The sequence below is a fragment of the Bradyrhizobium sp. B039 genome (assembly GCF_038965675.1).
GTDB classification, from domain to species: Bacteria; Pseudomonadota; Alphaproteobacteria; order Rhizobiales; family Xanthobacteraceae; genus Bradyrhizobium; species Bradyrhizobium diazoefficiens.
The window spans coordinates 3,907,833-3,924,984 of the sequence record NZ_CP152416.1 but is presented as its reverse complement, the minus strand read 5'-3'; the positions used below and the strand labels follow the sequence as shown (position 1 = coordinate 3,924,984).

At 64.9% G+C, this 17,152-nt stretch carries 18 protein-coding genes; 8 read left to right on the top strand and 10 right to left on the bottom strand.

The annotated features are described in order from the left end of the window. Positions 1–2 precede the first annotated feature (2 nt). The gene (locus tag AAFG50_RS18145; RefSeq protein WP_028170909.1) at positions 3–488 is read right to left on the bottom strand and encodes a MarR family transcriptional regulator; all 486 of its coding nucleotides are present in this window, start codon (positions 486–488) and stop codon (positions 3–5) included. 116 nt (positions 489–604) lie between these two features. Here AAFG50_RS18145 and AAFG50_RS18140 point away from each other — a divergent pair, with 116 nt between their 5' ends. After that, a complete protein-coding gene (locus AAFG50_RS18140) occupies positions 605–1,807 on the top strand; it encodes an MFS transporter (RefSeq protein ID WP_231166695.1) in 1,203 nt (400 codons plus the stop codon). A gap of 67 nt (positions 1,808–1,874) precedes the next feature. Here AAFG50_RS18140 and AAFG50_RS18135 read toward each other — a convergent pair whose 3' ends face one another. Together AAFG50_RS18135 and AAFG50_RS18130 are read right to left on the bottom strand one after the other, a co-directional pair. Further along, on the bottom strand, positions 1,875–2,783 hold the full coding sequence (locus AAFG50_RS18135) for an amino acid ABC transporter substrate-binding protein (protein WP_028170907.1): 909 nt from the start codon (positions 2,781–2,783) through the stop codon (positions 1,875–1,877). A gap of 174 nt (positions 2,784–2,957) precedes the next feature. Beyond that, entirely contained in the window at positions 2,958–3,377 is a 420-nt protein-coding gene (locus AAFG50_RS18130) for a nuclear transport factor 2 family protein (protein ID WP_028170906.1), read from the bottom strand. A 141-nt stretch (positions 3,378–3,518) separates the two neighbouring features. On the opposite strand from AAFG50_RS18130, the gene AAFG50_RS18125 reads away from it, so the two are divergent. The 3 genes from AAFG50_RS18125 to AAFG50_RS18115 all read left to right on the top strand — a co-directional run bounded on the left by AAFG50_RS18125 (position 3,519) and on the right by AAFG50_RS18115 (position 6,517). Continuing rightward, complete coding sequence (locus tag AAFG50_RS18125; RefSeq protein WP_028170905.1) at positions 3,519–4,760, top strand: amidohydrolase family protein; 1,242 nt, start codon at positions 3,519–3,521, stop codon at positions 4,758–4,760. A 79-nt stretch (positions 4,761–4,839) separates the two neighbouring features. Beyond that, positions 4,840–6,045, top strand: a complete 1,206-nt coding sequence (locus AAFG50_RS18120) for an amidohydrolase family protein (protein WP_028170904.1) — start codon at positions 4,840–4,842, stop codon at positions 6,043–6,045. Positions 6,046–6,220: 175 nt separating this feature from the next. Beyond that, positions 6,221–6,517 carry a hypothetical protein gene (locus AAFG50_RS18115; RefSeq protein ID WP_028170903.1) on the top strand — a complete coding sequence of 99 codons (297 nt, stop codon included), beginning with the start codon at positions 6,221–6,223 and terminating at the stop codon, positions 6,515–6,517. A gap of 18 nt (positions 6,518–6,535) precedes the next feature. Here AAFG50_RS18115 and AAFG50_RS18110 read toward each other — a convergent pair whose 3' ends face one another. From AAFG50_RS18110 to AAFG50_RS18080, 7 genes are all read right to left on the bottom strand, one after another. After that, positions 6,536–7,459 (bottom strand): DUF1932 domain-containing protein, encoded by a 924-nt coding sequence (locus AAFG50_RS18110; protein WP_028170902.1) that lies wholly within the window; start codon positions 7,457–7,459, stop codon positions 6,536–6,538. Continuing rightward, complete coding sequence (locus AAFG50_RS18105; protein WP_028170901.1) at positions 7,456–8,325, bottom strand: ABC transporter substrate-binding protein; 870 nt, start codon at positions 8,323–8,325, stop codon at positions 7,456–7,458. The genes AAFG50_RS18110 and AAFG50_RS18105 overlap by 4 nt, the downstream gene beginning before the upstream one ends. 27 nt (positions 8,326–8,352) lie before the next feature. Then, positions 8,353–9,036 carry a 4-carboxy-4-hydroxy-2-oxoadipate aldolase/oxaloacetate decarboxylase gene (locus AAFG50_RS18100; protein ID WP_028170900.1) on the bottom strand — a complete coding sequence of 228 codons (684 nt, stop codon included), beginning with the start codon at positions 9,034–9,036 and terminating at the stop codon, positions 8,353–8,355. Continuing rightward, positions 9,033–9,746 (bottom strand): PIG-L deacetylase family protein, encoded by a 714-nt coding sequence (locus AAFG50_RS18095; RefSeq protein WP_011086622.1) that lies wholly within the window; start codon positions 9,744–9,746, stop codon positions 9,033–9,035. The genes AAFG50_RS18100 and AAFG50_RS18095 overlap by 4 nt, the downstream gene beginning before the upstream one ends. A 67-nt stretch (positions 9,747–9,813) precedes the next feature. Beyond that, complete coding sequence (gene dctA / locus AAFG50_RS18090) at positions 9,814–11,115, bottom strand: C4-dicarboxylate transporter DctA (RefSeq protein WP_028170899.1); 1,302 nt, start codon at positions 11,113–11,115, stop codon at positions 9,814–9,816. Beyond that, entirely contained in the window at positions 11,112–11,996 is an 885-nt protein-coding gene (locus tag AAFG50_RS18085; protein WP_028170898.1) for an amidohydrolase family protein, read from the bottom strand. The genes dctA and AAFG50_RS18085 overlap by 4 nt, the downstream gene beginning before the upstream one ends. 29 nt (positions 11,997–12,025) lie before the next feature. Then, positions 12,026–12,730 carry a TetR/AcrR family transcriptional regulator gene (locus AAFG50_RS18080; protein ID WP_028170897.1) on the bottom strand — a complete coding sequence of 235 codons (705 nt, stop codon included), beginning with the start codon at positions 12,728–12,730 and terminating at the stop codon, positions 12,026–12,028. A gap of 108 nt (positions 12,731–12,838) precedes the next feature. Here AAFG50_RS18080 and AAFG50_RS18075 point away from each other — a divergent pair, with 108 nt between their 5' ends. From AAFG50_RS18075 to AAFG50_RS18060, 4 genes are all read left to right on the top strand, one after another. Next, positions 12,839–13,816, top strand: a complete 978-nt coding sequence (locus AAFG50_RS18075; RefSeq protein WP_028170896.1) for a tripartite tricarboxylate transporter substrate binding protein — start codon at positions 12,839–12,841, stop codon at positions 13,814–13,816. 14 nt (positions 13,817–13,830) lie between these two features. Beyond that, on the top strand, positions 13,831–14,634 hold the full coding sequence (locus AAFG50_RS18070) for an ABC transporter substrate-binding protein (protein ID WP_028170895.1): 804 nt from the start codon (positions 13,831–13,833) through the stop codon (positions 14,632–14,634). Positions 14,635–14,814: 180 nt separating this feature from the next. Then, positions 14,815–15,738 carry a PepSY domain-containing protein gene (locus tag AAFG50_RS18065; RefSeq protein ID WP_028170894.1) on the top strand — a complete coding sequence of 308 codons (924 nt, stop codon included), beginning with the start codon at positions 14,815–14,817 and terminating at the stop codon, positions 15,736–15,738. 151 nt (positions 15,739–15,889) lie between these two features. Continuing rightward, a complete protein-coding gene (locus tag AAFG50_RS18060) occupies positions 15,890–17,143 on the top strand; it encodes a DUF763 domain-containing protein (protein ID WP_011086615.1) in 1,254 nt (417 codons plus the stop codon). Positions 17,144–17,152: the final 9 nt, after the last annotated feature.

Here is a 17,152-nt window from a genome sequence, read left to right as displayed (position 1 = left end):
GACTATTTCGACTCTGCAAACGTCCTGGCAAACATCTTGGCTTCATGCAGGCGACCGGCCCGCTGCTCGATGCGCTGGAGCGTCTCGAAGGTTATCGCAAGTTCATCCGCGCCGATATCCTTGAGCAGGCTTGCCCGCACCCTACGCAGCACGCGATTGGTCTCCTCGACCTTCGCCTCGCCCGCCTTCGTCAGATGTAGCGTTTTGGCACGCCGGTCGGTCGGGTCCTCGCGGCGCTCCACCAGGCCTTCGGCCTGGAGCAGGTCGATCAGACGCACCAGCGATGGCCCCTCGATGCCGAGCTCGTCGGCAAGCACGCCCTGACGCACGTTCTCACCCTGGCGCGACAGCAGCAGCAGCGGAATCGCGGTCGCATAGGACAGGCCGTGATCGGACAAGGCCTGATCGGACTCGCGCCGCCACATCCTGCCGAGGCGCGTGATGAGCCGGCCGATTTCGGCATGGATAAAGCCTTGCGAGGGTGCCATGCAAATTAGATAGGACGCGAACTATTAGCCTGCAACTATATAACCCGACGTAGCGCGATCGATCACGCAAATGCGAACGGGGACGACGCAGGATGGGACCGGGTTCCGCGACTGAGATGCGAGAGGAGATAGCGGGCGAGAGCGCGCTGGCGCTCATCCCGACCTTCGTCGTCGTAGCCGTGGATGCCACGGGAATGGGAATCATCCTGCCGCTGTTGCCATTCTATTCGCAGCGACTTGGCGCCACGCCCTTCCAGCTCGGCGCGCTGATCTCGGTCTATGCCGTTTGCCAGCTCGTTGCCGGCCCCGTGGTCGGCATGCTCTCGGACCGCTACGGTCGCAGAAAGGTCCTGCTGGTCAGCCAAATCGGGACGTTCATTGGATTTGTGCTGCTGGCATTGGCGGGCAACCTGACAATGGTGTTCCTGGCGCGCATCGTCGACGGCCTGACATCAGGCAACATCTCGGTCGCTCACGCCTACGCCGCCGAGCACAGCGCGCCGGCAACGCGCAAGCAGGCGCTCGGCATGACCAGCGGCGCGATCGGAACCGGGCTGCTGCTCGGCCCCGCGCTGTCGAGCTTCCTCGTGCACTATGGCCAGACCGCGCCAGTCTGGGCTGCGGCGGCGCTCTCGCTGATCAGCATTTTCGCGACCATCGCCCTGCTCCCGCCCGATCATCCGGCCTCCGAGCCGCTCTACCAGCATCGCGTGCCTGAGCCGACGCTGACGCGCAGCCTGCTCGGCATGCGCTACGCCTGGCGACTGCTCGGCCTGCTCATCGTCTTCTTCTTCGTCAATTCGATGTTCCTGTCGCAGATCGGCCTGTTCCTCTCGGCGCGGTTCTCTTGGGACGGGCATCCCTTCGGGGCACGCGAGCTCGGCTGGATGTTCGCCTATGCGGGCTTCATCAACATGATGGTCCAGGGACTGTTGATCGCGCGCGCGAACCTGATCGCTTCCGACCGCGCCATCGTGATGGCAGCGTTCGCCTGCATGGGCCTTGGATTCGCGGGGTTGGCGGCCGGCAACAATGTCAGCCTGCTCGCGATCTATCTGACGCTGATCATCGTGGGCACCATGTTCGCCCGCAGCACGCTGACCGCGGAATTGTCGCGCTCGACCGCGGTCAACCGTCAGGGCATGATCATGGGCCTCAATCAGTCCCTGATGTCGGGCGCAAATATCAGCGCCCCGCTCTTGAGCGGCGCGCTGATCGGTCATCGGCTGTTCGCGACCTGGGCGCTGGCGATGGCTGCGATTGCAGCAATCGGCGCGGCGCTGGCCGGCCAGTTACTGGATACGCCGCGGACGCGCTAACTTAGATCAAGCTGAGCTCGCAGTGCCCACCTCTCCCCAGCGGGGAGAGGTGAAAACCACCCTCGCCTCAGTTCACCACATAGACATCCGGATCGGCGCTCGAGCTCGGCTTCTTGTAGGCATTGCGCAGGGCCGGCGACATCGGGACGTTGTAGTTGAGGCCGTTCGGCGGCGTCGGCGATTCCAGCCACTTCCTGTAAAGCACCTCGATCTCCGGGCTTGCGTAGAGCTCTGCCGTGGCGCGATCGGCGAGTGCCTTGAACGGCGCGTCCTCCCGCCGCAGCATGATCCCGTAGGGCTCCGGCTTCGAGAACGTCTCTTCGCTGATCATGAACAGCGCCGGCTCCTTGGAGCGCGCAATCGCGACCGCGAGCTGGACGTCATCGAGCGCGTAGGCCTGGGCGCGGTCGGTCTCCAGCAGCAGGAAGGCCTCGGCCTGGTCCTTGGCCGGCATGATGTTGATGCCGAGAGTGCGCTCGGTGTTGACCTTGGCGAGCTGGGTCAGGTTGACCGACCCGGCCACTGCCGTGACCGCCTTGCCCTTGAGATCGTCGATGGTGTTGATCTTGGCGGCCTTCTTCGCAGCAAACCGCGTCGCGCTGAGGAAGTGCGTGTTGGTGAAGGCGACCTGCTTCTGGCGGTCGGCGTTGTTGGTGGTCGCCGAGCAATGCAGGTCGAGCGTGCCGTTGACCATCAGCGGGATGCGGTTCGACGACGTCACCGCGAGAGTCTCGACGGCGATGTCGGGCATGCCAAGCTGCTTCTTCACGGCGTCGACGATCTTCAGGCAGATGTCCATGGCAAAGCCGACCGGCTTCTGGTTTCCGTCCAGATAGCTGAAGGGAACGGACGCCTCCTGATAGCCGAGCGTGATCTTCTTCGTCTCCTTGACCTTCTGGAGCGTGCCCGACAGGTCTTCGGCTGAAGCTGCGCCCGCAAGACATGTCAGGGCCAGGATAACGGTGGGTAAGCGCATCGGCTGCTCCTCAAGGGGGTCGTCGACTCGTGTCGAGACGCGATCGCGGCGGTGATAGCCCAGACATGCGCCAGCCGCCAGACGAGGCCGCGTCTACCAGCTATCGCGACTTTCGATATGACGCGCGGCAGTTGTCTCTGGCGGAGCGGCTCGGCCCGGGCACCGAGATAGCCCTTACGCGTCGATGCTCCGTTGGACCAGGATGCGCTCCGCGCTGTCGTTCCAGACGTCCATTTTGGTGATCTTGCCGTTCCGCACCACGAAGCGATCGATGTAACGGTTGCCCTCGAACGGTGTACCGTCCTTCCACTCGCCGTAAAGCGTGCCGACGCTATAAACGATGGTTTCGCCATCGCCGGGGCAGACGTCGAATCGGTCCATCTTCTTCTTGACCCAGCGGTAGCGCTTGGCGTTGAAGCCTGTCGGGCCGCGCGGATGATCGAACTCGCGTCCGCCGGTGAAGGTAATCACCGTACCCGGCGCCATATAGGCTGCCGCAGCATCGGGATCAGGGATCATCGATGCCGTAAGATAGGCTTCCACAATCGCGGCATCGGACAACGGAGCGGTTTCGGCTCGTGCGGCAACGGACATGCTAATTCTCCCGGGTTTGCGGAATACTAACGCCACTCCCGCGAACTCCGTGCATATATTTTGAACATTTCCTTCGCTAGACTGCCGACAATCTGGAGCCGCCAATCTCGGCCGATTGCCTAAATTCCGCCCGCAAGTGCCATGACCAGTCAGACCGCCTTCGACCTGATCTTCCGGAACGCGCTGTTGCGATCATCCGCCGCACCCGTCGATATCGGCGTGAAGGGCGGCCGCATCGCCGCGATCGAGCCAGGGCTGACCTGCGAGGCCGTCGAGGTCGATGTCGGCGGACACCTCGCTTTGCCCGGCTTCGTCGACACCCACATCCACCTCGACAAGGCCTGCCTGCTCGGCCGCTGCGGGCACAATCACGGCAGCGTCTCGGAGGCGATCCGTGCCGTTGCCGGGATGAAAAAGGACTTTACGGTCGAGGACGTCTATGCGCGCGGTGCCCGCGTGCTCGAGCGCGCGATCGTGCACGGCACGACGCGCATGCGCACGCATGTCGAGATCGACCCGCGTATCGGCTTGCGTGGCTTCGAAGCTGTCAAGGCGCTCAAGCGCGACTATGTCTGGGCGATCGACCTGTCGCTCTGCGTCTTTCCGCAGGAGGGCCTGACCAACGACCCCGGAGCTGAGGACCTGCTGATCCAGGCGCTGCGCGACGGCGGCGAGACCATCGGCGGCTGTCCCTATATGGACACCGACCCGAATGCTCACCTCGAGCGCATCTTCAATCTCGCGCAGGAATTCGACGTCGACGTCGATCTCCATCTCGATTTCGACCTCGACCCATCCTGGTGGCACCTCGACGAGGTGTGCCGGCAAACCGAGCGGCGCAACTACGGGGGACGCGTGGCGGTTGGTCATGCCACGAAACTCTCCGCGTTGCCGCCGGAGCCGCTGAAAGCTGCCACCGCGCAACTGGCGAAAGCCGGCGTTGCCGTCACCGTGCTGCCCGCGACCGATCTCTATTTGATGGGGCGCGAGGCCACCCACAACGCGCCGCGCGGACTGACGCTCGCCCACAAGCTCGCCGGAGACGGGGTGTTGTGCTCGGTCGCGACAAACAACGTGCTCAATCCGTTCACGCCGTTCGGCGACGCCTCGCTGCTGCGGATGGCGAATTTCTACGCCAACGTCGCCCACGCCTCGGTCAGCGACTTCGACATCTGCCTCGATCTCGTGACCGAACTGCCGGCACGGCTGATGAACCTCGGCGATTACGGCATCAAGGTCGGCAATCCCGCCGATCTCATCGTGCTCGACACGCAAGACAGCCGCTTCGCCATCGCCGAGCTTCCTGATGTCATGATGGGCTTCAAGGCTGGCCGGCAGACTTTTGCGCGGCAGCGGCCCACTCTGTTCAGCCCGGGACGCTGAGCAGCCCTCGCCTTGCCGTGCCTTGCGCCCGCCCCGCGGCCCGCGCAACACTCCGCAGATCATCCAACGGAGGAACCGGATGGCCTTCGACACACTCTTCCTCAACGCACGCTTCGACGGCGGCACCCGCCATCACATCGCGGTCAAGGACGGACGCATCGCCGCAATCACGTCCGTTGACCAGCCACCCGCCGGTGCCGAGACGATCGACCTCAAAGATGCCCTCGTCGTTCCCGGCTTCGTCGAAGGCCACATTCATCTCGACACCAGTTTCTATGGCGACGCCTGGCGGCCGCACAAGCCGTGCACCGACGGATTCAACGTGCACGAACGCGTCGCCTTCCAGGCGCAAAACATGGCCGAGGCCGCGCCGATGGACGTGCGGGCGCGCAACCAGCTCGATCTCTGCATCGGACACGGCACCACGCAGATGCGCAGCCACGTCATGGTCGACGGCTCGGTCGGCTTGAAATCGCTCGAGACGATCCTGCGCGTGCGCGAGGAATACAACGGCCTGATCGACATCCAGCTCGTCGCCTTTCCCCAGAGCGGCATCCTGTCGAGCCCGGGCACGGCGCAACTGCTCGACGAGGCCATCGGGCTTGGCGCCAACCTCGTCGGCGGGCTCGATCCCGCGAGCTTCGATCGCGACGTTGAAAAGCATCTCGACGTCGTGTTCGGCGTCGCCAATAAGCACGGCGTCGACATTGACATCCATCTGCACGACATGGGCACATTGGGCGCCTTCGAGATCGAGCAGATTGCGGCACGCACGCGCGCGCTCGGCATGGAGGGGCGCGTTGCAGTCAGCCACGCCTACGGGCTCGGCGACATCCCCGCGGATTACCTCAAGAAGGTCGCCGACATCCTCGCCCGCTCCGGCGTCGCGATCATGACCAACGCGCCGGGCGCGCGGCCGTTTCCGCCGATCCTCGCCTTGCGCAATGCCGGCGTGACCGTCTTCAGCGGCAACGACAACATCCGCGATTCCTGGTGGCCTTATGGCGACGGCGACATGCTGCGCCGGGCCACGACGCTCGGCTACCGTTCCGGCTTCAACGTCGACGAGGAACTGCGCGCCGCATTCAACGTCGTCACCGCATCGGGCGCAAAGGCGCTCCGGCTCGAAGGCTATGGCCTGCGAATCGGCGCGAAGGCCGATTTCGTGGCGCTGAATGCAGAACACGTTCCCGAGGCCGTCGTCGCGGTGCCGCAAGGGCGCTCCGTCTACAAGGACGGCAGGCTCGTCGCCGCGAACGGCAGGATAGTAGGGAAATCCGGCTGACGACCGGCCGCTTTCCGTTCGATTTTACCGCCAAGATTTCCCAACTTCCGAATACGGTAGAATCCCGGATAGTAGATTCTCTCCGATTCCCGATAGGTGCGCGCATTGCAAGTCCCGCGGTGCCGGTCATAGTAGGGCCTGCACTGAAGTCTGCATTCAACGGGGAAGCATGGACATGTTCAGCGCATTCAGCAGCCATTCCGTTCGAGCGAGAACACCCAGCGAGGTCGCCGTGAAGCGGCTCGACGGCATCGGACACGTCCTGTCGGACCTCGATCTCGCTGATGTCCAGACTCAGGATGACCTGACGCGTGCGCTTATGGCGCTCGACACGGCCGACAAGTGCATTCGGGCGATCCGCGCAGAATTCCGGACCGAAGCCGCGAGCGATCGGCTGGTCCGCAAGGCCGAAAGCCTGATGGCATTGATCGAACGCACCCGCGACGAGCTCATGGGCGTTGGCGCGGCATAGTCCTGAGCCGGCGTCGCCCTACTTCGCGCGATTGATCTTCGCGAGGATCCGGTCGGCCTCGATGCGCCAGTCGGCGCTGCGGGCAAACTCCCCGGTGCCCCTGGTGCCGAACAGCCCTTCATCGGCGAGATCGGCGACCCAGGCCTGCCGCTCGGCCGTGCCCTGCGCCGACCACGGCGTCAGTCCCGCTTCGCGTACCGTCTCGGCAACTTCGCGCACCTCCTCGGCACGCCGGCGGCCATGCTCGATCACGCGCTGGAAGAAATAGGCGCCCTGCTTCTCCCAGTTGATGGCGGGAAACGTTTCTGCGAGCGAGGCCAGCACGGCATCCTCCACGCCATAGGCGCGCGCGGTGGTGAAGCTTTCGATGACCATGGCCTCGAGGCCCTTGATCATGATGCTGCGGCACATCTTCACCGCGGAGGACACGCCGAGCTTGTCGCTCGCGACCTTCGCCGCAAAGCCGATGGCGTTCAGCAGCGGCTCCAGCTCCCTGGCACCGGGGCCGCCGAGCAGCAGCGGCACCTTGATGCGATACGGCGGCACCGAAGTCATCACCGCACCCTCGACATAGCGCCCGGCAGCACCGTCGATCAGCGCCGCGGCGCGCTGCTTGGCGCCGGGCGAGGCCGAGTTGAAATCGAGGAACCAGGTGCCCTGATTGATCGCGGCGGCGCAGGCCTTTGCGACCGGAACGGCCTGGCTTGCCGTGACCGCAGAGATGATGAAATCGGATCTCGCGGTCAACTCGGCGTGAGACGCCACAAGGCCAACGCCGAATTTCGCTGCATGCTGTTTCAGCGCAGTATCCTGCTCGCCCCCGAGCTTGATGTCATAGGCGGCAACCTTGATGTCCTGCTGGCGCAAATCCTCGGCCAATATCCGGCCGACCTCGCCATAGCCGACCAGCCCGATCTGCCATCGTCTCGGATCCGACATCAGTTCAATCCTCGCGTCGTCTCGTCGAACAGCTCCTCGACCGCATAGCGGCGCGGGATCAGCGCCTGCTGGAATGCATAATCGACGATCAGCTCGAGCGGCTTCCTGTTGGCTTCGATCCCGAACGGGACAAGGTCCGGCATTGCGGCAGGCCCCACGTGCTCCTTGCTCCGCTTGAGGAGATCATAGACGCCCGCGACCACATCAGGCCGCGATTTCGCAAGCTGTTCGGTCACGACCACGAGATGATTGACCGGCACGACACCGCGGCGGGCGTACCATGTGGCGGATTCCGTCGCAGGATCCGGGAACAGCGGCTTCAGCCTGGGATCGTTGGAGGTCTCGCCGAGGACGACATCCAGTTCACCGTCGATCAGCATCTGCAGGATCTTCTTGTCCTTCGGCGCGCGCTCGGTGGTGTCGACATATTCGGCGACATGCGGATCCTCGAACGTCACCCAGCGAATGTTGTCGAGATCGACGCCGTAGTCGTTGGCGAGGATGCCCCTGATCCAGGCGCCCGTCGTCGTCGTGAAGGAGCGGATGCCGACGCGCTTGCCTTCGAGATCGGAGGGCCCAAGCGTCCCATGCGAGGGATTATACAGCGCATAGGAATGCTGGAAACGCCCGAGCATGGTCGCCGGCAGCAGCACCAGCGGCTTGCCGTGGGCCTTCGCCATCAGATAGGTGACGATCGCCATCTCGCAGACATCGAACGCCTGCTCGCGCACCATCGGCTTGAACGCGGTGTTGGTCGGCGTGTACTCGATGAAGTCGAGGTCGAACAGGTCGGAGCGCAGCTCGCCGCTCTTCACCGCCTGCACATGGGGGTGACTGCCGAGCACGGCCTTCAGCTTGAGACGATCCATCCGCCCGCTCCGCTTCCCTTATTTCGCTCAGACGTCCTCGGGATTGTCGACATAAACGAGACCGGCCTTCGCCAGCGCCTCGCGCATGCTGTACATGTCGAGACCGAGTTCGCCCGAGGCCAGCCGCTTGCGCTTGCCGCCTTCGTCCGCGTTGCGCTTGTTCGCCTTTACGGCGACCTCGGCAGCATAGCGCTTCGGCACCACCACGACGCCGTCGTCATCGGCGACGATGATGTCGCCGGGATCGACGTTGACGCCGGCGCAGACCACGGGGACGTTGACCGAGCCGAGCGTAGCCTTGACCGTGCCCTTGGCCGAGACCGCGCGCGACCACACCGGAAACTTCATCTCGTGCAGCGCTTTGACGTCGCGGCAGCCGGCATCGATGATCAGCCCCTGCACGCCACGCGCCTGGAGCGAGGTCGCGAGCAGCTCGCCGAACATGCCATCGGTGTTGTCGGTGGTGCAGCCGACGACGAGGATGTCGCCTTTCCTGCACTGCTCGACCGCGACATGGATCATCCAGTTGTCGCCGGGCTGCGCCAGCACGGTGACGGCCGGGCCGGCAATCGACGCACCTGCCCAGACCGGCCGCAGATACGGCTTCATCAGGCCGATGCGGCCATAGGCCTCGTGCACGGTCGAGACGCCGTACTCTGCCATTCCGGCGGGATCGGCACGCTTGATGCTGCGAACGACGACGGACTTCATGCGAGCTCCTCCGCAACCGTCGGGAACAGACGCTGATAGGCCTCGCCATAGGTCATCGGCACGCCGGTGTTGCGGCTGCCCTGGATGCCGCGGTTGAGCGCAACGCGCTCGTAATAGCCCCAGAGATGCTTCTGTGCGGCCAGGATCTGGAACGCCTCGTACTTCTCCTTCCAGACCTCATCGATCTTGAGGAGCAGGTCCGGCTTGTAGTTGCACTGCTCCGGCTGGTGCGGCTCGAACAGGAACACCGGCGGAGCCGAATATTTGTACTGCGCGCCGGGCTTGTGGCCCATGGCCTGCGCGACCACGCGGGTCTCCTGCGCGAAATGCGCGGCGTTCGGATGGTCAAAATTATAGGGGTCTTCCAGCGCATGCGTCAGCACGAAGCTCGGATTGAGTTCGCGGTAGATGTCGACCATGCGGTCGAAATGCGCTTCCGTCAGCTTCAGCGGATAGTCGCCGCAGTCGAAGAACTCGATCTCGGCACCGAGCAGCTTGGCCGCCCGCTCCGCCTCGTCCTTGCGGCCGGCCTTGACCGATTCCAGCGTCGCGCCCTTTTCTTTCCACGCGAACTGGCTTTCGCCGCGCTCGCCGAAGGACATGCAGACGATCTTCATGCGATAGCCCTTTTTCGCATGCAGCGCGATGGCGCCGCCGGCGCGCCAGACGAAATCGCCCGGATGGGCGGTGACGACGAGACCTGTTTTCATGGGACAAACTCCCCTCTTTCGTTCGTAGGCATCATAGGCCGCCCGCCTCGTGCAGGCAGCCAATTCATCAGGCCGTGATGGCCGCTTGTTCCTCGCCGTCGAGCACGCGCCGCAGGCGCTCGCCGTCGAGCGCGCCTTCCCATTTGGCAATCGCGATGGTCGCAACCGCGTTCCCGATCAAATTGGTCGGCGTCAGCCCCTGCGACATCAGGCGGTGGATGCCGAGCACCAGCGCGACGCTCGTCACCGGAATGGTGCCGGTCGCCGACAGCGTCGCCGCCAGCACGACGAAGGCCGCGCCTGCAATGCCCGCCGCGCCCTTGGAGGTCACGAGCAGGATCAGCAGCAGCTCGACCTGCTCGGCGAGCCCGAACGGCGTGTTGGTCGCCTGCGCCAGGAACACCGAGGCCGCGGCGAGGTAAAGACAAGTGCCGTCGAGATTGAAGGAATAGCCGGTCGGGATCACGAGGCCAACCACGCTCTTCTCGCAGCCCGCCTTCTCCAGCTTGGTCAGCATCCGCGGCAGCACGGTCTCGGACGAGGTCGTGGCGATGCAGATCAGCAACTCTTCCCAGATGTAACGGGTCAGCTTGAGCAGCGAGAAGCCGCACAGCCGCGCCACGGGACCGAGCGCCACGATGATGAAGATGACGCAAGTGAGATAGAAGCCGCCCAGCAGCTTACCGAGCGAGGCCAGCGAGCCGACGCCGAACTTGCCGACCGTGAAGGCAATGGCGCCGAACGCCCCGATCGGCGCCGCCCACATCACGAAGCCGACGACGGCGAACACCATCTTGGCGGCGAGGTCGATCAGATGCACCAGCGGCGCGGCGCGCTCGCCGAGCTGCACCAATGCAAAGCCGCACAGAACGGAGATGAACAGCACCTGGAGGATGTTGCCCTCGGCAAACGCGCCAATGAACGTGGCGGGAACGATGTTCATCAGGAACGGCACGAAGCCGATGACGCTAGTTTGCTTGACGTATGGCTCGATCGCGCTGGCATTGATGCTGGCGGGATCGATGTTCATGCCGACGCCAGGCCTGAGCAGGTTCACCGCGACGAGCCCGATAATCAGCGCGATCGTGGTCATGATCTCGAAATAGACGATCGCCTTCACCGCGACGCGCCCGACGCGCGCCATGTCGGCCATATGGGCGATGCCGTGCACGACGGTGCAGAAGATGATCGGCGCGATCAGCATCCGGATCGCCTTGATGAAGGCATCCCCAAGCGGCTGCATCTTGGCGCCCGCGTCGGGGCTTACGATCCCAAGCGCGATGCCGGCCGCCATGGCGATGAGCACCTGGATCCAGAGCTCCTTCCACCAGGCGCGGCCGCGCGGCTTGTCGATCGCGAATGACGTCATTGGTCGAACTCGAACAGGCGCGCGGGGTTGTCGACGAGGATCTTCTGCTGGACCTCCGGCTCCGGCGCGAACAGCGGGATCAAATCGACGAGGTCGCCGTCATTCGGCATCACCTTGACGTTGGGATGCGGCCAGTCCGTGCCCCAGATGACACGGTCAACCGCAGTCTCGACGATCTTGCGCGCAAACGGCACGGCGTCAGTGAAGGGCGGGCCGGCCGAGGATACACGCTCGGAGCCGCAGATCTTGACCCAGCATTTCTCGTCGCGCTGCATCAGCTCGATCAGAATCCTGAACGGAAGCTGGTCGAGCCCGTCCGACGCCTTCACCCGCCCCATGTGGTCGATGGTGTAGCTCAGCGGCAGCTTCGTCAGCATGTCGGCATATTCGGGCAGGTCGATCGCGTCGAAATGCAGGTCGATGTGCCAGCCGAGCGGCGCGACCATCGCAACGATGCGGTCGAACACGCGCTTGTCGGGAACGCCGCCGAGATGGCGGACGAAATTGAAGCGGCAGCCGCGGAAGCCGCCGTCGTGCAGCACGCGAAGTCCACGTTCGGTGATGGTGTCGTCGATATTGGCGACCGCACGGTAGGCGCCATTGCTCTCTGCGATCGCATCGAGCGCGACCGTGTTGTCGGTCCCGTGCACGCTCGCATTGACGATGACCGCCCGCTCCACCCCGAGCTTGGCGTGCAGCGCGCGGAAATCCTCCAGCGGTGCGTCCGGCGGCGTGTAGGAACGATCGGGCGCATAGGGATATTTCGCGCCGGGCCCGAAGATGTGGCAATGCGCGTCGCAGGACAGTTTCGGCAGCTTGAACTTCGGCGTGCGCGTGTTCGGATCGGGCGGCGGAATGGTCGGCATGTACATCATCGTCATCAGTCGAACCGCCGAGCGTGACCGCTTCTTCAAGTCTTGCTGCTGGCCACAGCCCGCCGGCGCGCCGGCTGGTCGAGCGGCGGTGCCTGGAACGCGGCGACGGTGGCTTGCACCAGTTGCTCGATGGCGCTGGCCGCGTCGCTGCCGTCGGCCTCGCCACGCGACAGGCGCGAGACGCGGTCCGGCGTCACCAGCGAATAATAGAGTGCACCGAGCAGGAAATGGCTGCGCCATACGATGTCGGTGCGCGGAATGTGCGGCAGGCTCTCGTGGACCGCGTCGATGAAGGCGTGGCTGGTGTCGTCAAAGGTCTGTGCGATGATTTTTCGCGCAACCTCGTTGCCTTCCGCCGACATCACGGCACGCAGCCGCGTAAAGCGCGCCCCGCCACCGGCAAGATCGCTGCCCGAGGTGAAGGCCGGCACCACATAGGCCCGCACGATCGCCTCCAGCCGGTCCTGGAGATCGCGCACGCGCCTGGCGGCGGCGAGCAGCTCGGAGCGGCGGAGATTCATCGGCCCGCAATGGCGCCGGTAGATCTCCAGCAGCAGGCCGTCCTTGGTCTTGAAATGATAGGTCACGCTGCCGGGATTGGCGCCGGCGGCCTGTGCGATGTCGCGCACGGACACAGCATTGAAGCCGTTGGTGGCGAACAGCTCCTCGGCCGCGGCGAGGATCGCCTCGCGCATGTTCGGCTTGCGGGCCGTTTCCTTGCTGGTGGGCTTGCGTACCATGTTATTTGTACTATCGTACAAAAGATCAGGTCTCGTCAACAAAAACGATGCGAGACGTCCCCGGGCGGTTCGGAAGACCGCAGCAGGGGCGAATGGAGTGCTGGGAAAATGCTGGGTTTGAACACAACAATTGGTCGGCTCGTGGTCGGTGCGGGCTTGCTGCTGGCGGCGAACGCCGCGCAGGCTGAGAATTATCCGAGCAAGCCGGTCCACATCCTGGTGCCCTACGCGGCCGGGGGCGCGGTCGACGTGCTCGCGCGCACGCTCGGCCAGGCGCTGGCCAAGACCTGGGGCCAGCAGCCGGTGATCGACAACCGTCCCGGCGCCGGCGGCATCGTCGCCTCGCAGGCGCTGACGCAGGCCGCGCCGGACGGCTACACGCTGATCCTGGTCGCGAGCGGCCATCCGCTCAACCAGTTCATCTACCCGAGCGTGCCCTATGACACGTTCAAGGATTTCACTGCGATCACCGAAGTGGCCTCTTCTCCACTCTCAATCGTGGTGGCGAAGGACAGCCCCTACAAGACGCTCGGCGATCTGCTGGCCGCTGCCAAGAAGGAGCCGGACAAGCACTCCTACGGGATGTCGGGCAACGGCACGTCCGCGCATCTTGCCGGCGAGCTGCTCAAATACATGTCCGGCACGAAGATCGTCGCGATCCCCTACAAGGGCGGCGCGCCGGCACTGACCGCCGTCATCGCCGGCGAGATCCCGCTCAGCATCAATCCGCTTGCAGAGGCGATCGGCCAGCTCGAAGGCGGCCCGGTGCGCGCGCTCGCGGTGACATCAGCCGAACGCTCCAAGGCGCTGCCGGATGTTCCGACCATCGCCGAGGCTGGCGTGCCAGGCTACGACGTCTCGGTCTGGTGGGGCGTGCTGGGCCCGGCAAAAATGCCGCCGGAGATCGTGTCCAAGCTCGAGACCGACCTCAAGGCCGCGCTGCAAGACCCCAGCGTGCTGTCGACGCTCGGCAAGATCGGCGCAGCTCCGGTCGGTTCCTCCGCCAAGGACTTTGATGCCTACATGCACGCCGAGGCGACCAAATGGGAGCCGGTGCTGAAGGCCGCCAACATCCGCGCGCAGTAAGGCGGGATCGTCTGATGAGGATATCTTCCTGGAGGCACGGTGCGCTCGCCGCCCTGCTCGCGTTTGCAACCGTCGGCCTCTCCGGCTCGTTCGCGAAGGCCGACGGCGAAGCAAAGCTCCTGGCGCCGAGCGGCACCTTGCGGGTCGGTATCTATCCGGGCAGCCCGACCTCGATGGTAACAGATGCGGCCGGCAAGCCGCACGGCCTCGCCTACGATCTCGGCGGCGAGCTTGCAAAACGGCTCGGCGTCGGTGTCGACTATGTCAGGTTCGAGCGCGTCGCCGACATCGTCACCGCGATTCACGACGGCCGGGTCGATTTCACCGTGACCAATGCCACGCCGGCCCGTGCCAGCGAGGTCCGCTTCAGCCAGCCCGTGCTGGCGATCGAGCTCGGCTATCTCGCTCCGGCGAATTCGCCGGTCGGCAAGGTCGAGGATATCGACAAGCCGGGCGTGAAGATCGGCGTCACCAAGGGCTCGACCTCCGAGCGAACGCTGCCGGCGAAGTTCAAGAACGCGACCATCGTTCCCGCCGAAAGCGTCAAGGCCGCCATCGGCATGTTCGGGCGCGGCGAGATCGACCTTTACGCCACCAACAAGCCGACGCTGTTCGAGATGTCCGACCAGATGCCGGGCGCGAAAATCCTCGACGGCAATTGGGGGCTGGAGCACATGGCCATCGCGATCCCCCGGGGACGCGAGGACGCGCTTCCCATGCTCAATCGCTTCGTGACGGAAGAGCAGTCCTCCGGCGCGCTGGACACGATCCAGCAGCAGGCCGGCCTGCGCGGCGCGACCAAGGCGACGCGCAAGTAGACTCAATTCTCCGCCCGCTCCGCGGACCGCGAGACGATCTCCGCCCAGGTGCAAGCGATTGGCATTCGCCAACATCGCTTACTCCGTTTGCTGCAAATCAACGCAGCAACATGGACAAAGCGTCATTGGTCTTCGGGGCTGCGCTGGGCGACGAAAGCGTGAGATCGCCGGAGACCGAGAATGAACAAACCTCTATTGTTGACACTGCATCGATGGATCACGCTGGTCTTCGCGCTGCCCCTGCTCGCGATCATCGCCACCGGACTGATTCTGTCCTTCGAGCCGCTGGTGCAAGTCAGTGGCATCAGTGGTCCGGCGATCGACGCCGGGCGCATCGTCGAGCTGATGAAACGGTATGATCCGGATAGCAAGGCGCGCGGGCTTTCGGTCAATGCCGCGAGCCAGCGCATGACGCTGCAAGGCGCCGGCACCTCGGCGATCGATCTCGCAACGGGCGAGCCCGCTGCCGCGGGCTCCAGCCTCCCCGATCTCTTCCTGTGGGCCCGCGTCACGCATGAACGGCTGCTCGGCCAGGCGTGGCTGGTGACAAGCTCGACCATCGCCATGGTGTCCCTGATGGTGCTCGGCCTCCTCATGGGACTGCCGCGCCTGCGCAATTCGCTGTCCGGATGGCACAAGGGCACCGCATGGTTTGCGTTGCCGCTGATCCTGCTGAGCCCGCTGACCGGCCTGTGCATGGCGTTCGGCCTGACGTTCCAGAGCGGCGCCGCTCCAGCCGGCGGCGGACGTCCCGTTGCCTTGCCCGACGCTGTTCGCATGGTCGCAGATTCGCACGAGCCGTCGCATGTGATCTCGATCGGCGCGCGCGGCGGTCGCATGATGGCGCGGATCTATGAGGGCGGGGAGCTGCGCGCCTATGCCGTCAATTCATCCGGCGTCACACCGCTGCCGCGCAACTGGCCGCGCCTGATCCATGAGGGAAACTGGTCGGCCCTAATCGCTTCGCCTCTCAATGTCATCACCTCGATCGCGCTTCTGACGCTGTTGTCGACCGGCCTGCTGATCTGGGCGCGGCGGAAGCTGCGCAAGCCGCGAGCGCGATCGAACAAGCAACCTGGCACAACCGTTGCCAAGGCCGCCTGATCGGAGAAAGCGTTCAACTGCGCAAGCCGGCCCGGCTGAGCTTCTCGCATCTCGTCGAGAAGGATGGTCACCGGCCCTTCCCTCGTCGCGCAGCACAATGCAGCATTCCCCTCGTGCAACGGTCGCCGGATCGCGCTAGTCTGCCGCACCCATGACCAGACGTACCGGCAGCGCCGATCTTCCTCTCCACACCGGACGGGTTCCGCCGTGGCTCGCGAGCCGCATGGCCTCGCTTGGCGCGATCGTCACGCAGGCGATCGTGCATCATTACGGCCGCGATGCATTTCTCCAGCGGCTGTCGCATCCGTTCTGGTTCCAGTCGTTCGGTGCCGTAATGGGGATGGACTGGCACTCCTCGGGGATCACCACCTCCGTGATCGGCGCGCTGAAGCGCGGGCTCGGCCCGCTGCAGGACGAACTCGGGATCTATGTTTGCGGTGGCCGGGGCCAGCATTCGCGCAAGACGCCGGACGAGCTGTTGCAGCTCGGCGAGCGCGTCGGCTTCGACGGCGTAAAGCTCACCCGCGCCAGCCGGCTGGTCGCGAAGGTGGACAGCGCGGCCGTGCAGGACGGCTTCGACCTCTATCTCCACGGCTTCTTCGTCACGGCCGACGCCAAGTGGACGGTGGTGCAGCAGGGCATGAACGGCGACAAGCGGCAGGCCCGCCGCTATCACTGGCATTCCGAGGCCTTGAAGAGTTTCGTTGACGCGCCGCACAGCGCGATCGACGGGCCGCAGCAAGGCGAGATCGTCAATCTCACCGACCACCGCGCCGATATCTCGCGCAGCGCGCAGCTCGAACTCCTCGGCGATCTCGGTCCCGATCGCATCGTCGCCGAATTCGAGCGGCTCACCGGAGCCGCACCCGAACCGGCGCAGGCGATGCTGCCGCACCTGATCATGCCCGCGCATCACGATGTCAGGCCCAAGGACGTGTTCGCGCGGCGGCTGCACGGCACGCTGGCTGCGGCCGCCGAGCGTGGCCCCGTCGACTTCCCGGAGCTGTTGCTGACGCCCGGCGTCGGCGCCCGCACGGTGCGTTCGCTGGCGATGGTGGCCGAGGTCGTGCACGGCGCCCCCTATCGCTTCAACGATCCCGCCCGTTTCTCGCTCGCTCATGGCGGCAAGGACCGGCACCCCTACCCCGTCCCGATCAAGGTCTATGACGAGACCATCCGCGTGCTGAAAGGCGCGATCCAGAACGCAAAACTCGGACGCGAGGAAGAGATGCAGGCGCTCAGGCGTCTCGACGACCAGGCGCGACGGCTGGAGCGGACCGCGCGTGGACCGTCGGTCGAGGCTTACATCGCCGGCGAGCGCGCGGCCTCTCCCGAGCTCGACGGCCGCTCCGTCTTCGGCTGGGAGCGCGATCTCGTCGCTTCGAAGAAATCGGCCGGCTCCTGAAGCTGCCGC

Excerpts from the sequence above, each read along its gene's own strand:
- AAFG50_RS18145 (WP_028170909.1), bottom strand. The coding sequence starts at position 488 with ATGGCACCCTCGCAAGGCTTTATCCATGCCGAAATCGGCCGGCTCATC.
- AAFG50_RS18140 (WP_231166695.1), top strand. The coding sequence starts at position 605 with ATGCGAGAGGAGATAGCGGGCGAGAGCGCGCTGGCGCTCATCCCGACC.
- AAFG50_RS18135 (WP_028170907.1), bottom strand. The coding sequence starts at position 2,783 with ATGCGCTTACCCACCGTTATCCTGGCCCTGACATGTCTTGCGGGCGCA.
- AAFG50_RS18130 (WP_028170906.1), bottom strand. The coding sequence starts at position 3,377 with ATGTCCGTTGCCGCACGAGCCGAAACCGCTCCGTTGTCCGATGCCGCG.
- AAFG50_RS18125 (WP_028170905.1), top strand. The coding sequence starts at position 3,519 with ATGACCAGTCAGACCGCCTTCGACCTGATCTTCCGGAACGCGCTGTTG.
- AAFG50_RS18120 (WP_028170904.1), top strand. The coding sequence starts at position 4,840 with ATGGCCTTCGACACACTCTTCCTCAACGCACGCTTCGACGGCGGCACC.
- AAFG50_RS18115 (WP_028170903.1), top strand. The coding sequence starts at position 6,221 with ATGTTCAGCGCATTCAGCAGCCATTCCGTTCGAGCGAGAACACCCAGC.
- AAFG50_RS18105 (WP_028170901.1), bottom strand. The coding sequence starts at position 8,325 with ATGGATCGTCTCAAGCTGAAGGCCGTGCTCGGCAGTCACCCCCATGTG.
- AAFG50_RS18100 (WP_028170900.1), bottom strand. The coding sequence starts at position 9,036 with ATGAAGTCCGTCGTCGTTCGCAGCATCAAGCGTGCCGATCCCGCCGGA.
- AAFG50_RS18095 (WP_011086622.1), bottom strand. The coding sequence starts at position 9,746 with ATGAAAACAGGTCTCGTCGTCACCGCCCATCCGGGCGATTTCGTCTGG.
- dctA (WP_028170899.1), bottom strand. The coding sequence starts at position 11,115 with ATGACGTCATTCGCGATCGACAAGCCGCGCGGCCGCGCCTGGTGGAAG.
- AAFG50_RS18085 (WP_028170898.1), bottom strand. The coding sequence starts at position 11,996 with ATGACGATGATGTACATGCCGACCATTCCGCCGCCCGATCCGAACACG.
- AAFG50_RS18080 (WP_028170897.1), bottom strand. The coding sequence starts at position 12,730 with ATGGTACGCAAGCCCACCAGCAAGGAAACGGCCCGCAAGCCGAACATG.
- AAFG50_RS18075 (WP_028170896.1), top strand. The coding sequence starts at position 12,839 with ATGCTGGGTTTGAACACAACAATTGGTCGGCTCGTGGTCGGTGCGGGC.
- AAFG50_RS18070 (WP_028170895.1), top strand. The coding sequence starts at position 13,831 with ATGAGGATATCTTCCTGGAGGCACGGTGCGCTCGCCGCCCTGCTCGCG.
- AAFG50_RS18065 (WP_028170894.1), top strand. The coding sequence starts at position 14,815 with ATGAACAAACCTCTATTGTTGACACTGCATCGATGGATCACGCTGGTC.
- AAFG50_RS18060 (WP_011086615.1), top strand. The coding sequence starts at position 15,890 with ATGACCAGACGTACCGGCAGCGCCGATCTTCCTCTCCACACCGGACGG.